The sequence below is a fragment of the Streptomyces albipurpureus genome (genome assembly GCF_023701525.1).
Taxonomy (GTDB): Bacteria; Actinomycetota; Actinomycetes; order Streptomycetales; family Streptomycetaceae; genus Streptomyces; species Streptomyces albipurpureus.
Genome location: NZ_JAMQAW010000003.1, coordinates 133457 through 147844, shown reverse-complemented (window position 1 = coordinate 147844; position 14388 = coordinate 133457). Strand labels below are relative to the sequence as shown.

7 protein-coding genes are annotated in these 14388 nt (G+C 72.0%); 1 reads left to right on the top strand and 6 read right to left on the bottom strand.

Going from position 1 to position 14388, the window contains the following annotated elements:
* Positions 1–71 precede the first annotated feature (71 nt).
* The gene (locus NBG84_RS04030; RefSeq protein ID WP_250917850.1) at positions 72–1187 is read right to left on the bottom strand and encodes an AI-2E family transporter; all 1116 of its coding nucleotides are present in this window, start codon (positions 1185–1187) and stop codon (positions 72–74) included.
* 542 nt (positions 1188–1729) lie between these two features.
* On the opposite strand from NBG84_RS04030, the gene NBG84_RS04025 reads away from it, so the two are divergent.
* Entirely contained in the window at positions 1730–2824 is a 1095-nt protein-coding gene (locus NBG84_RS04025) for an endonuclease/exonuclease/phosphatase family protein (protein ID WP_250917849.1), read from the top strand.
* Positions 2825–3431: 607 nt separating this feature from the next.
* Here NBG84_RS04025 and NBG84_RS04020 read toward each other — a convergent pair.
* Genes NBG84_RS04020 through NBG84_RS04000 form a run of 5 tightly spaced genes read right to left on the bottom strand, consistent with a single transcriptional unit; the run spans position 3432 to position 14386 of the window.
* Complete coding sequence (locus tag NBG84_RS04020; protein WP_250917848.1) at positions 3432–4886, bottom strand: DUF6519 domain-containing protein; 1455 nt, start codon at positions 4884–4886, stop codon at positions 3432–3434.
* Between the two features lie 32 nt (positions 4887–4918).
* Complete coding sequence (locus NBG84_RS04015; RefSeq protein ID WP_250917847.1) at positions 4919–7123, bottom strand: hypothetical protein; 2205 nt, start codon at positions 7121–7123, stop codon at positions 4919–4921.
* A complete protein-coding gene (locus tag NBG84_RS04010) occupies positions 7120–10974 on the bottom strand; it encodes a putative baseplate assembly protein (RefSeq protein WP_250917846.1) in 3855 nt (1284 codons plus the stop codon). The genes NBG84_RS04015 and NBG84_RS04010 overlap by 4 nt, the downstream gene beginning before the upstream one ends.
* Positions 10971–14018, bottom strand: coding sequence for a putative baseplate assembly protein (locus NBG84_RS04005; RefSeq protein WP_250917845.1), 3048 nt, complete (start codon positions 14016–14018; stop codon positions 10971–10973). Before NBG84_RS04005 ends, NBG84_RS04010 begins: the two co-directional genes overlap by 4 nt.
* Positions 14015–14386: a GPW/gp25 family protein gene (locus tag NBG84_RS04000; protein ID WP_250917844.1), complete on the bottom strand. Its 372-nt coding sequence runs from the start codon at positions 14384–14386 to the stop codon at positions 14015–14017. Before NBG84_RS04000 ends, NBG84_RS04005 begins: the two co-directional genes overlap by 4 nt.
* Positions 14387–14388 lie beyond the last annotated feature (2 nt).

Here is a 14388-nt window from a genome sequence, read left to right as displayed (position 1 = left end):
CGAGGGGAGCCACCATGGGGCACCCGGTATTGCCGCTCGGCCGCCCGGCCCTGTCGCGGTTCCCGCTCCCCTCAGGAGAGCGGAGTGGCAGCGGTCTGCGGCTCGTGGGAGTCGATCTCCCGCGGCGGATCGCTGAGCTGCTCACGCAGGTAGTTCCAGGCCACAGCGAGTAGCGCGGCGATGGGTACGGCGATCAGGCTGCCGACGATCCCGGCCAGACTGCCGCCGAGCGTCACCGCCAGCAGGACCATGCCCGCATGCAGGCCGAGCCCACGGCTCTGGATCATGGGCTGGAAGACGTTCCCCTCCAGTTGCTGCACCACAACGATGATCGCGAGCACGATCAGCGCGTCCGCCGGGCCGTTCGACACCAGCGTGATGAGCACCGCGACCAGGCCGGCGAACAGGGCACCGATGATCGGTACGAATGCCGAGACAAAGGTCAGGACCACCAGGGGGAGGACCAGAGGTACCCCCAGCAGCCACAGGCCGATGCCGATGAGGGCGGCGTCGAGCAGTCCGACGAGTGCCTGGGACCGGACGAAGGTGCCCAGTGTGTCCCAGCCCCGCGCGGCCAGCGTCGGAACGTCCGTGGCGAGCCGGCCGGGAAGCTGACGGGTGAGCCAGGGCAGGAAGCGAGGTCCGTCCTTGAGGAAGAAGAACATGAGGAAGACCGCCAGAACAGCGGTGACCACCCCATTCACCACCGTGCCCAATCCGGTGAAGACGGTGGTGAGGATGCTGTCGACGCTGCCCTCGATGCGGCTTACCGCGGCATCGACGCCGTCGGTGATCTGATCATCGCCGATGTTCAGCGGCGGTCCGGCGGCCCATTCGCGCACTTGGTGGATTCCCTCGACCACTCCGATGGTCAGCTCCCCGGACTGCGAGGCCACCGGAACCGCGATCATCGCCACAACTCCCACGGCGGAGAGGAGGAACAGCACGGTCACGGTGGAGGCGGCCAGGGCGGGGGCCCAGCCGTGACGGCGCAGGAAACGGGTCGGGGGCCAGGTCAGCGTGGTGAGGAGGAGGCCGATGATGAGCGGCCATATGACCGACCACATCCGGCCAAGTATCCATACGGTCACCGCGGCCATCACCAGGACCACGAGCGACTCGCCGCAGACCCGCGCCGATGTACGGAGTGCGGCGCGGGATCTGGCGGAACTCAGCGTGTGAGACATGGGATCACCTTATGGTCATTTCGACAGGGCCTGATGCCGCGTCCCAGCAGAACGTCCACGGGACAAGCGAATTGACACATCGTCACCTCAGCCGCCCGAGGGCCGGAATCGGACCCGGGAGAGAAGGGCCCGACGCGGACGGCGCGGGACCTCCGGCCATCCCCATCAGCCCCGCCTCCACAGACGAGCGCGGCGACACAAACCACCCCTGAGAAAGCGAAGACTCGATTCCCCCAGGGATCCGAGTCATGGCACGACCCTCGATCCACCCGCCCGAGCCGCGCAAGCGTGCGGTCCGCAGGGCCGCGCAGATCCGCCACGAACGCCACGAACGCCACGAACGCCACGAACGTCCGACTGTCCGACTGTCCGACCGGACAGTGCCGAACTGCGGGGAACGACGGAGCGACCATGTTGATCATTGAACATCTGACGTTGCGCCCAGGTTCATGCCCCATACACGAGAGGCGTCGACGCTTTGTCCCGGCCCGTGTCGAATCGTGATCGGGCCGTGGATGCATGGCAATTACTGGAGGACATTGATGGTCAGGCGTCGTGAGCTGCTCGGGATGGTCGGTGCGAGTGTCGGAGCGGGTGTGCTGGCGATGGGGACGGCCGAGGCCGCTCCGCAGGACGGGCGGAACCACCGCAGGCCCTCGCACCGAACGCTCAAGGTCATGCAGTTCAACATCTGGCTCGGCGGCAGCCGGGTGCCCGGCGGCCGGGCGGGTATCGCCGACACGATCGCCGCGGTCAAGCCGGACGTGGTGATGCTCAGTGAGTCGAACCCGGAGCGGGTGGCCCATCTCCTGGCCGATCTCGCCGAGCGCGGGCTGACCTACTTCGACAACGAGAACCCGGTCGATCCCGCGGTGATCTCGCGCTACCCGATCATCGAGCACGCGTCATTCCCGTACTGGTCGAAGGCGGTCGTCTCCGTCGACGGCACCGAGGTCGCGGCCTACTCCGGGCACCTGGAGTACCGCTACTACGTCAACTACCTGCCGCGCGGCTACGGCGGCGGCACGCCGTCGCCCTGGGAGACCTCCGAGTACGGCTGGAACGAGATCCCGACCGGTCCGATCACCGATGCCGGCCTGATCACGCGGCTCAACGCGGCCTCGGGACGCACGAAGGTGACGAGGACGGTGCTCGCGGACGCCGCGAAGGAGCGGGCCAAGGGGCGGCTGACGCTGCTGGCCGGTGACTTCAACGAGCCCTCCCACCGGGACTGGAACCACCGGACCCGGAACCTGTTCGACCACAACGGCACCGTCGTCAAGTGGTCCACCACGCAGGCAATCGAGGACGCCGGTTTCCGCGACAGCTATCGCGTGATCCACCCGGACCCCGTGCGCAGGCCGGGCTTCACCTGGCCGAGCGACAACCCGGGCGCCGACGTCGGTCAGCTCACCTGGGCGCCGAAGGCCGACGAGCGGGACCGGATCGACTTCGTCTTCTACCACCCCGACCGGCGGATCCGGCTGCTCGACAGCGTCATCGTCGGGCCGTCCAGCACCATCGTGCGCAACAAACGGGTCAAGGAGACGGGCAGGGACAGGTTCTGGGAGCCCACCTGGACCTGGCCGACCGACCACAAGGCCGTACTCAGCACCTTCCGGGTGACCACACGCTGAGCAGGTTCGCCTCGGGCGGCCGCGACCCGGGTCGCGGCCGCAACGGCCTCGCCCCCGTCCCAACACCGAGCCGCGCTCGGCTTCCCAACCGGTTCACCGGGCCTGAGTGATCGCAGCGCAATCGCCGCGACGGAACGCGAACACGTGCGGTGGAGGAAGCCCGGCAGAGCGAGATCCACCGCCCGCGAAAGGAAACGCCCACTGTCTGATCACTATCTACAAGGACACCGATGAACCCGCCGCCCGATCACGCGGAACATCCGACAGGGCCGGATTCCCGACCGCACCGTGACATCGACTGATGACCTGGAAGGCCAAGGCCCGCCCACTGGCATACGACTCGCCCTGATCGCCTTTCGGCCGTCGACGGCACACCGGCGCACAGCTTCCCCCGCCCCGATCCCGTCCCTCCCGACCGATGACCATGAAGTGGCAACGCCGGATGTACCGGACGGGCCGCGCGCTGGCCGCGACGGCTTCCCCCTCGGCGAACGGCCCGACCGACAGCGCCTGGAGGGCGCTGTCGACGTCCTCGGGGAAGCCCTCGTGCCGCTCATCCGACGTCTCCTCGGTCGTCGGACCCGCCGATCCCCGAACGCTCACCCGGTCATGTCGTGAGCTGTTGGAAGACCCTCCTCAGGTCCAGGGCCTCGCCGCCGTTGATCCACGCCAGCGGCGCGTAGTGGTAGGCGACGCCTGCCGGACGTCCCAGCAGCGGCCGCCCCGCAGCGTCCGCGGGCCACTCGACGGCACCGGTGATGGTGCGGGCGGCGAAGGTCCAGTAGTCGCCGGGCACATACTCTCCGCCGGGCGCGAAGTAGACCTGCACCCCGTCCTCAAGGTCGATCCACTGGCCCTCGGCCAACTTCACCGCACCGCCCTCCATCCTGGGCGCACCGCGCCGACGGCGCTCCAGCTGGTCCCAGCGCCGCAGGTAGGGACGGCGCCCCGGCTGGCGCCCGACCGTCGGGTCCGGTTCCGCCGACAGGCGGACACGCTGCCCGGGCAAGTCGACCTCGACGACCTGCGGCAGGTCGAAGATCTCACCGCGCCCGACGGACGCGTCGTCACAGACCTCGACGAAGGCGCCGACGTCCAGGTCGAGCTTGCCGTCGCGGCCCATCGCCTCCAGAGTGACCCACTCGCCGATCACGGCGGTCAGCGGCAGTACCACCGACCCGTTCTCACGCGACCACTTGTACGACGCTTCGCCGACCTCGCCGCCGCGGTGGATCTCCACCCGGTACAGCTGGTTCTCCGGTCCCCGGTACCGCGCGTCCGGCGCGACCAGGCACGGGTCGTCCTCGGCCCGCGCCGGCCGCTCGGCGCGCGCGGCGAGCCGGCAGGTACGGTCCTGCTGCGCGGCTACCCACGCGGCGAACGCCGCCGCGGGATCATGCCGCTGGTCCCCCTCCAGCTCCCACGGCAGCACCTCCCAGTCGACCCGCAACCGGGCCGTGGTGTCGGGCAGCGCGGAACCGAGCGCGGTTTCCCGCAGCAGCGGGTCCTGCACTGCCGTCACCAGCCGGTCATGCACCCGCAGGTAAGCCAGGAACGGACCGGACGGCAGTTCGTCGGTGTCCCGCTCCAGATCCCGGTACGCGTACGGCTGGTCCCAGTAGGTCCACAGACCGGCGTCCGAGCTTTCGCCGGCCTTCGCCGACACCGCCTTCCTCGCCGCGCCGGGCTTCCTCGCGGCGCTGTCCGGGGAAGCGTGCCCGTCGTGGTCGGCGTCCGACGGCCGGCCATCGTGTTCGCCCACCGCCGGCAGCACCTCCGGACGGGTGGCGTCGACCGCGATCCCGTCCACGTAGTACCGCCCGGCCGCGATCGTGAGCGATGCCTTCTCGCCCTCGCACTCCGCGCTGTACGCGATCTTGAAGCCGTCACCGGGCCCGCCGTGCCAGCCGATCAGGTCGGCGGCCAGTGACCGATCGGCCGACAGCCCGAGATCGGCCTGCTCGTTGGACTCGGCGTCCAGCAGCACCCGTCCCTGCTGGCTGACCACCGCGACGTAGTGGTCCTCCGGCCGGTATGTGCGGCGCGAGAAATCGCCGTGCATCTTTCCCTCCCGAGTAATCGATTGGCGCCGTGTCAGTTGACCAGGGCGATACCGGCGTCCATGCCGGCCGGTGAGAACTCCGCGAGCCGCGCCCACAGGTTGTCCTCCCGCTGAGGCTGGAACAGGTCGTGCAGTACCCCGAGTTCGGAGCCGTCGTCCGCGCCCCGGCTGATCTCCACCGCGCACGACGACGCGAGCTGGAGGTAGGCCGGCGCCCCGTACCGTCGGCTGGTGAACCGTGGTCGCACCCGCATGGCCTCCAGCGAGCGCAACCGCGGCAGGTCCGCCGAGTCCACGTCACCGGACTCGGCGAGCCGTCGCAGGCCCTCCGCGACCAGGTCGGGCTGACAGTGGTACCGGCGCGGCGTCCGCGACCCCGGCGGCACGTAGCAGAACCGCAGGCATCCGAGCCCCCGCCGCGCGACGTGCACCAGGCCGTCGAAGACCGAGTTCTCGCCCAGCCGGATCGCGTGCGTGTGCACCTCGCCGATCACCGTCGACCTCCGCACCGTCAGCACCGCGTGCGCGTGCCGGCACTCCGGCGCCGACACCGCCTCACGATCCGCACCGGTCGCATCCAGCACCGAGTCCGTGACGCACACCTCGATGGGATCGGTCCCGGCCTCGTCGTTCATCACCAGGATCGATCCCACGACGCTGTTCGAGATCTCCACGCACGCCGTGGTGTCCTCCAGCACCAGGCTGGGCTCCTCCGGGTGCGTGGGACGGCAGCGCGGCTCCAACGACCACCCCGGCACCAGCGTCGAGTGCCGTACGACGACCCCACCCATCGGCCCGGTCACACTGACCCCGCGGCCGGTGATCAGCAATCCGTCGAGCACGAACCGCGGGGGCGGCCGGTCGTCGCCCTCCTGTGCGCCGAGCGCCCGGATCTGCAGCGAGTCCGGCCGGTTGCTGTACCAGTCCAGCAGCCGCAGCACCGGGCGCTTCCGGTCCGCGGCGCGCACCTCAAGCCGGTCCCCCGGCGACAGCACGAACTCCAGTTGCTCCTGGTACGCCCCGGAGTCCGCGATCTCGATCACCGCCTCCGGCTGGGCGCCACCGGAGTTGTCGCGCTGCCACGCGACGTAGGCCAGCTGGATCCGCTCGAACTCCTCGCCCGGCCCCACCCTGTACACCTTCGCCGCACCCGGCGTCGTCACGTCCCGCGGGTACTCCCCGCCACCGAGTTCGGACGGCTGCAGAAAGTGGTAGCTCACCCACACGCCGCGCCTCGGCGCCGACCGCGCCCCGAACACGATCCGCCCGAGCTCCGGGTCCACGACCACCTTGGCGCGCGGCGCCCGGTAGAACCAGCCGGACAGATCGGCCACCACGATGTCGCCCAGCGGCACCGGATCCGGCTGCCCGTCACGCCAGATCGCGAAGCTCTTGCCCCGGCCGTAGAAGTCCGGTAGCCGGTCTGCGAGTTCGCGCCGGGTGATCGGAGCAGGAACGTGCTCCCGTCGCGCGATGTGCCCCGGCGAGGGCTCGGGTACCGGCTTCGTCGCCAGTGGTACGTCGTTGCCGAGGATCGAGAACGTGAACTGGTTGCGCGCCCGGTCGATGCAGTACGCCGGTGCGTGGTTCAGCGGCTGCGGTCTCAGCCGCCACACATACACCCCGGCGTTCGCCGGACGGTACCGTCCCGGGCGCCGCGAGGAGCCGATGCGCGCGGCCTCGGCGATGTGGCCCTGCGTCTCGAACGGCCCTCCGATCCCCTCCAGTTCCGCGTCGTGGCGTACGTCGACCAGCCCCGGCGCCGCCTGTGCCCGCCGCACCGCGGCGTCGTCGGAGGACGGATACAGTCCGATCGGCTGGTAGCGCAGCAGCAGCCGGTGGAACTCGACCGCCCGCGACGGCCAGTCCGCCACCGACGACGCCAGTTCCTCCAACGTCGGCAGTGTCCCCTTGCGCTGCCTCGACCCCACCGTCGCGGCGACGTCCCGCCGCGGCGCCAGCCGGGCCACCAACCGGTCCGTGGCCGCCGTCGCGAGCGCCTCCTCGTGGCCGGCCGGCAGCCGGTAGCCCACCAGGTCGCCCAGATAGGGAACCGCCCAGCTCTCGGCGGTCTCGACGAACCAGTTGTCGTACAGGCGCTCCAGGTCGGTCTGCACCAGGTCGACCTGTTCGCCGATCACCGCGAGCAGCGCCCGCAGCGCAGACCCGTTCTCGGCATCGGACTTGCGGATGTGGAGCGTGATCAGCTCGCTCAGCCGGTCCGGCTTGCGACTCATCGGCGTACCTCCTTGAGGATCAACGTGGTCGGGACAGCGGGTGACAGCAGCACCAGCTGGGCCGGCCGGACGCCGTCGAACACCACCACTCGGGTGCCCGCCGGCAGCGGCTCGGCCGGTGGCAGCCCGGGGTTCAACCGGAGCAGCTCGGCCACCGTGATGCCGTTGCGCGCGGCGACGGACGTCAAGGTCTCGCTGTACGTCGCGGGGCCGTCGCCTTCGGGCGGCCGCACGTCGTGGTACTCGACCGTGCGGGACGCCTGCCGGGCCGGCACCACCGGGTTCGGCGCGGTCAGCGTGGACGCCAGTTTCTGCAGCCCGGCCGGCGTCATGCTGCCCGGGACACCGGCGAACACGTCGACGTCGACGTACTCGACGCCCGGCACCGCCTGCGCCGCGGCGATTGCCTCGGACAGGTACGCCGGCTGGCCCAGTTCCCGTCGATCGAACCCGAACCGTTCGAGCAGCGCGCGCCGTACCCTCGGCTCCACCACGTCGTAGGAGTGGTCCGGCGCGATCCTCAGGCCGGCGGACATCACCAGCAGTACCAGCTCGCGCACGTCCACCCGGACCGGCAGCTGCGGGTCGCCGTACCGTGCGAGCGCGGATCGCAGCGACCGGACGATCTCGCCGTCCTCGTCGAGGGTGATGTCACCGGCACCCGCGATGGTGACGTGGATCAACTGGCGGCCGCACAGGACGCGCCGTGCCGCCGCTCGGCCGATCCCGGCCCGCGATCTGGTGAAGTCCTCGTAGTCGGTGATGCCGACCAGGCGGTCCAGTGCCGCCACCGCGAGCGGAATCTGCCGCCGGGTCTGCCGCAGCCCGTCCGGGTCGGCCCCGCCGCCGGCCGGCAGCGGGTTGGTGACGCCGGTGACGCCGAGCGGGCGGGTCAGCGGCGTGGTCACGGTGTCGGCTGCGACGTTGCCCGCGGCACCGGTCCCGACCCGGTAGCGCGCCCGGACGTTCTCGTAGCCGGTCGGCAGCCGGGCGCCGTGCACGCCGTCGCCGAAGGCGACCGTGGTGCGGCCGCTCTCGCCGGTACCGGTGACATAGACCTTCGCGGTCGGCGCCTGCCCGGCGAGGCTGTACACCTCCTGCCACAGGACCCCGTCGACCCGCACCTGGAGTGTGCTGCGCGCACCGCGCGGGTTGTCGGCCGGGAGCCAGGTCAGCGGTGCGGCGAACAGCGTGAAGGTCTGGCCGACCCGGCCCGCGTCCCCGCTGCCGATCGGCTCGTCCCGGGTCGCGCCGGCGTCGGCCCGCACGACGTTGCCGTGGATCGTCACCGTCGTGCGGCGGTAGGTGTACGCGAGGTGTCCCGCGAGTGTGAGCGTGGTGTGCACCGGCTCCCCGGGCCTGGCCGGGTCGACCGCGTGCGAGACCCCGGCGACCATCGCGAGTTCGGCGGCCCTCACACCGGGTGTGTCCGGGATGTCGGTGCGCTCTCCGGCCACGATCACCCAGCGGCCCGGCTCCAGCCCGTCGTACAGCTCGGCCAGTTCGATGATGCCGCCGGCCACGTCGTCGGGGATCGGCTCGGTGGCGACGGTGAGCGGCTCGCCTCCGGCGTACACCGTGGTCTTGCGGATCTGGGACAGCTGGGTGTCCTCGGGGCCGAGCCACGCGTCCGCCAGGGTCAGCTCGGTGACCTTGCCGGTGATCCCGAAGTCGGCCTGCGAGATGACCCGGGCGGTCTCGACCCGGGTGATCAGCTTCTGCAGCGACGGTACGGCGCCCGGCCGCTCGATCACGACCCAGCTCTCCGGCCCGATCCCCGGGTACACGGCGTCCAGCACGAGTACTTTCGTCGACACGGTGCTGGTGGTGGTCAGCGCGACCGTGACCTTGTCCGGGTCGTCGGCCCGCTCGGCCCGGCCGAGTACGACGTTGACGCCGCCGTGGGTGGTGGTCTCCTCGTCGCCGGGTTCGAGGTCCTTGCCGACCGGTCCCGGATCGGTTCCGAACGCCGGCGCGACCTCGACCGTGATCTTGCCGTCCGGTGTGCCGCTGTCCGGCTTCGGTCCGGTGAACGTGACCTTGCGCGCGATGTCGTTGCCCCAGCACAGGATCGTCACGGCCGCCGGTGCGCCGGCCGGTGTCGTGGTGGTGACCCAGACCCCCAGCGGTCCCACCTGGAGGAAGCCGTCGAACGGCAGTGTCGTCGACTCGCCGACCGGGCTGCCGGACTCGATCCACTGCGAGACGAGCGTCCGCGGCTCGCCGGTGTCGTACTCGACGGTGAAGGTCAGTGACTTCGATCCGGTCAGCGGCCACTCGACGTGCCCGACGATCCGGCCGTTGTCCGCGTACTGCGGCTGCAGCGGCGCGGTGGCGCCGAACGGGGTCGCCACCGTGCGCAGCGCCTGGAGCCCGGCGAGCGGCGGCGGTTTCGTGAGGTTGACGTTGCGCCATGCCTCGTACAGGGAGGCGAGCCGCGGGTCGAGCGCGGTCAGCAGCCGGACACCGGCGTCGGAGCCGGTTCCGAACACGTCCGCCGGGTCCAGCCGCAGCGCGCGGGCGGACGACGGCTGCGGTGTGAGCGGCTTGCGCAGCGACCCGAGGAGCGCGGCCAGTCCGAGCAGTGCCGGGTCGTCCCCGGCCGGCCGCGCGCTGCGGCTGGACCCGCTGTCGGCGGCGCCGTTGCCGGTGGCGGTGGCGGTGGCGGTGAAGCGTGCGAGGGCCAGTTCGTCGAACAGCCGCTCGTCCTCGTCGGTGGGCCGGTCCTGCTCCGGCTCCAACCGGCCGGCCAGCGCGCGGATACCGGTCAGGTCCTCCCGCAGGGCGGCGAGGAAGGCGTACACGGCCGGGTACGGCGCCGCCGCCGCCGAGGACTCCTCCAGCAGGCGCAGCGCGTCGTCGAGCGCCCGCGCGAACCCGGTCGGCGTGGTGATCGCGCCCGGGTCCGTGCCGCCCTCGTCGCGTCCGGCCCCGATGACCGGTTCCCTCGCGACGGTCTCCGGCGGCAGCCGGTCGCGCAGCGGTACGAGCACGGCGTCGACGTACCGCCGGACGATCCGGCTGTCGCGGTACCTGTCGCCTTCGAGCAGTTCGGCGACCTTGTCCCGGAACCTTTCCCGCAGCGAGGCGAACGTCGGCAGTTTCGCGCCCGGCATGAGCACCGAGGTGATCCCCTCGACCTCGTCCACGGTGCACGACTGCACCACGTCGAGCGCCTGCCGCCCCGGTTCGGTGCCGAACACGAACAGCAGCCGGTCGCCGGTCTGCAGCCGCGCTCCCGCGCCGGCCAAGTGCACCTCGCGCCGGTCGATCGTGCGGTCGGCCCGCAGCCGCACCGGATAGGGCCGCCGCAGCCGCACCTTGAGGTCGTTCCACACCGCCCGTGCGGCGAGGTCCTCGACGGTCTCGAACGACTGCGGCTCCTGGCCCGTCCCGGGCACGCTCTGCGCCCGCGCCCCGGCCGGGATCGTCACCGACCGGTCCCGGTCGACCCGGTGGGCGAGATACACCCCCGCGCCGACCCCCGGCCGGGGTGTGTGCCCCACCAGTCGGCCGAACAGCAGCAGCGAGTCCGCCCGGGTCGCGGTGCGCAGATAGCCCTCGTTCGCCACCCGCTCGGTGTGGAATCCGAGGAGGTCGCCCAGGACCGCCCACGCGTCCAGCCACGAGAGCGCCGGGTCGTCCGGGGTGCGCACCAGCAGGTCGCGCAGCTCCGGGTAGGCCGGGCTGGACAGCCTCGCGAGCATCGACGACCAGAACGCGTGGTGGTCACCGGTCCGGTACGCGATCTGCGGCAGCCCCGGCGGGTTCACCCGGCTGAACGGCGTCTTCAGTTCGGTTCCGGTGCAGCAGTCCCCGCCGCCCGCACCGCACCGGCAGTCCCCGGTCATCGTCCTCCCCCGATCTCGATGTGCAGCCGGCCGTTCTCCGGCCGGTCACGGTCGTCGTCCAACTGCGCGACCTCCAGCGGGCCGATCCGCAGCAGCCCGTCGTCCAGTTCGCCGGCCTCCGGCGCGAACAGCCTCCGCAAGCGGGTCACCAGCGCACTCGTGACGCCCGGTACGGCGGCAGCCGCCGCGACCACCCGACTGATCCGCACCGGGTCGCCGAACGTCACCTCGTCCGGCGCGAACAACGCGAGTACCGCCCGCCGCACCGCGTCGTGCACATGACCGCGCTGGTGGCCGGCGGCGGCGCAGACCCGCAGTTCCAGGTCCACCGGCACGACCGTCGCGGGCCGTGCGACCACGTCGTGCCCGATCCGCCGTACGCCGTCCAGCGTGTGCTCGACCCGGGCCAGCAGTCCTGCGTCCGGCGTCCCGGTGCCCAGGGCGTCGACGGCGACGTGCACCTCCTGGCCGGTGCCGGTCCAGCGGAAGGCGGCCGCCGCCCGCTGCACACCCGGTACGGCCGAGGCCAGTTCGGCGTAGTCGTCAGCGGTCACCGCCCGGAGTCTGACCTGACGCGGCCTCAGCGGCGCCAGCCGCCGTACGTCGTCGAGGGCCTCCGGTTCGGTCCCGCCGCGCGCCGGCAGCGGGTTGCGCACCAGCGTGACGGCGTCGTCGTTGCCGTCGCACAGCACCAGGTGCCCGATCGCCTCGGCACCGACGTTGCCCGCTGCACCGTTGCCCACCCGGTAGCGGACCGTGATCCGTCCGCCGGCCGGCGGTGCCTCGCCGTTCACACCGTCGCCGAACCGCAGGGCCAGCCGACCGCCGTGCTCGGTCTCGCCGACGAACGCCTTCGTGTCGGGCGTGGCGGTCAGCAGGTCGCGGCGCGGCGTCCACTCGCCCGTCGGCGTGCCGTCGGGCGTGCGGGCCGTCACGGTCACCGCGGGCAGCGCGGCGCGGGGGTCCTGGGTGAGTGCTGCCGAGGCCGGCCCGGCCAGCCGCGGATCATCGGCCCGCAGGCCGTCGGCGTACGGCGGGCCCCAGGTCTGCGCGAGCTCGGCCACCAGCCAGCCGCCGAGCACCTCGCCGTCGCGTGCCCGGCGGGACAACCGCGCCAGCCGCCGGATCTTCGCCCCCAGCAGCGGTTCGTAGCGCAGCAGCAGGTCGCGCAGCGCCCGCGCCTCGTCGCCCGCGAAGCCGAGCCGGTCCAGCACGGCCTGTCCGGCCAGGAGCCGCAGTTCGGCGATCTCCGCTCTGGTCAGCGGCCGGGCCGCGCGCCACAGCACGGTGACCCGCGCCCTGGCCCGTGCCGCGATACCGTCGAGGAGGTCGGCCTGCCCGGACGACACCATCGCCGGGTCCGGGTACGGGGTCCGGTGCGTCACCGGACCGTCGGTCAGCTCGGGGTGGAACGGCTCTGTCGTTCCCGGGTGGCTCAGCTGCGCCAGCAGCGTGACCAGGCTCGCCGCCTGGTCGGCCGCGGGCGCGCCGGCGTCCAGCCCGGCCCGGTCCAGCGCCGCCCGGCCGACCAGGCCGCGCAGCGTCGCAACCTCGTCCTCGGTGAGCTGCTCGCCGCTCCGCGCCGTCGTCATCAGCCCCACGATCGCCGTCCCGGCGGGGCCCTGCGAGGGGCGGTCGGGGCAGCAACCGGGCTCGCACACCAGCGGGAGCACCGGCACGGGCGGGACGTCGTACTCCTCCGGACCACCACCGCAGAACGTCAGGTCCCGCCCGTGGTCGACCAGGACGACGTTGCCCCGAGCGATGGTCACATCGGCCAGTCGCCCGCACTCCGGGCCGCCCTTCGTCGTCAGGCAGGCGCTGAAGGCCAGCGCGTCCTCGGCCGCCCAGGTCACCTCCACGACCGCCAGGTCGTAGAGCGCGTCGCACGCCGGTGTCACCGACGTGAGGCGCACCACCTGCCGGTGCGCCGGGTCGGCGTCGGCGGCGGCGCCGGTGCGCGGGCCGAGCGCCTCCTCGATCACCAGCAGGTCGCCGGGCACCAGGTACAGGCCCTCGTCGACGAGCGTCGCCGATGTCGCGCCCCGGGGCAGGCAGCACTCCTCGTCGCCCCATGTGTGGAACCGGATCCGGTTGTGTGTCGGCCGCAGCTCGGTCTCCCCGCTCGCGACCGGCTCGAAGACCTCGGTCCGGACGGCCGGAGGCAGCGCGGCCAGCGCCCCGTCGGTCACGACCGCCTTCAGGTCCGGCCGCTCCACCGGGTCCACCTGGCTGACGTCGATCGCCGCGAACCGGAACGTGCCCGGCCGCAGCGTCACCTCGTCGTCCACGCTCAGCGTCACCGCGGCACGCGCGTTGCACCCGTCGTGCATCGGGTAGTCGATCAGCCGGACGTGCCTCCGCACCGAGGTCCGCCGCCGCGCGGTGTGCAGATACGCCTCGGTCGCCACCGCGTCGAGCTGGTACTCCAGCTGGTCACCGACGTACGCGAGCAGCTCGACCACGGCCGTCCCGAGGTCCGGCACATGCCGCTCCACCCAGGAGGGCGCGACCAGCGTCATCCGGTCCAGCAGCTGTCGGCGCAGCGTCGAGTAGTCCCGCGCCGTGTAGTCGATCACCGGCGCCGGCCGGGTGTCGTGCTGCTCCCCGCCGCATCCGCACGCGCAGTCGGACCGCGCCGGGCACTGCGGGTGGAACACGAAGTCGGCACGGGAGTAGCGCGGGTCGAACCCGGCCAGCGGCTCGGTGCCCGGCCGCCCGTAGGCGTCCGGCTCCACCACGGACAGCGTGTACGGCGAGGTGTCGCCGGTGCGGTCGACCACGATGAACGCCCGGTCGTCCCGGTCGGCGTCCTCCTCGCGCTCGATGGTCACCTCGGTGACGTGCACACCGGTGATCCGGCGGCCGCCGTCGATCCGGATGTTGCCCGGGGTGAGCCGTTTCGGTGCCTTGCCGAGGAACGCAACCGTCAGTGTCAGCCCGTCGTCGTGCGCCTCCACGGCATCGACGCCGTTCAGCTCCGCGGTCCTGACGTCCCCGCGCCGGTGCCCGGTCCGACACCGCGCCGTCTGTCCGGTGTTCATGCCGCCCTCCCCTCGAAGGTCTCGGTACGGCGGTCGCCGGTCGCTTTGAGGAGGTACGCCACCTGGACCCGCAGCACGTTGTCGTTGCTCTCGACGACCACCGCGTCGATCTGGATCAGGTCCCCCAGCCAGCGCTCCAGCTGTGCGTGGACGGCCAGTTGCAGGGTGGCCGCCAGCTCCGGACTGTTCGGCTCGAACACCAGGTCCACCAGGCCGCAGCCGAAGTCCGGCCGCATCACGCGTTCGCCCGGGCTGGTGAACAGCACCGATTCGATCATGTCCCGGATGTGGCCGTCGTACCCGACGTCCGCGGTCCGTCCCCGCCGGTCCACCCGGAACGGGAAGTCGATGTCGCTCCGCTCGGTCACTT

Bases quoted from the DNA above. Each gene is read 5' to 3' on its own strand.
- NBG84_RS04030 (WP_250917850.1), bottom strand. From the start codon at position 1,187: ATGTCTCACACGCTGAGTTCCGCCAGATCCCGCGCCGCACTCCGTACA.
- NBG84_RS04025 (WP_250917849.1), top strand. From the start codon at position 1,730: ATGGTCAGGCGTCGTGAGCTGCTCGGGATGGTCGGTGCGAGTGTCGGA.
- NBG84_RS04020 (WP_250917848.1), bottom strand. From the start codon at position 4,886: ATGCACGGCGATTTCTCGCGCCGCACATACCGGCCGGAGGACCACTAC.
- NBG84_RS04015 (WP_250917847.1), bottom strand. From the start codon at position 7,123: ATGAGTCGCAAGCCGGACCGGCTGAGCGAGCTGATCACGCTCCACATC.
- NBG84_RS04010 (WP_250917846.1), bottom strand. From the start codon at position 10,974: ATGACCGGGGACTGCCGGTGCGGTGCGGGCGGCGGGGACTGCTGCACC.
- NBG84_RS04005 (WP_250917845.1), bottom strand. From the start codon at position 14,018: ATGAACACCGGACAGACGGCGCGGTGTCGGACCGGGCACCGGCGCGGG.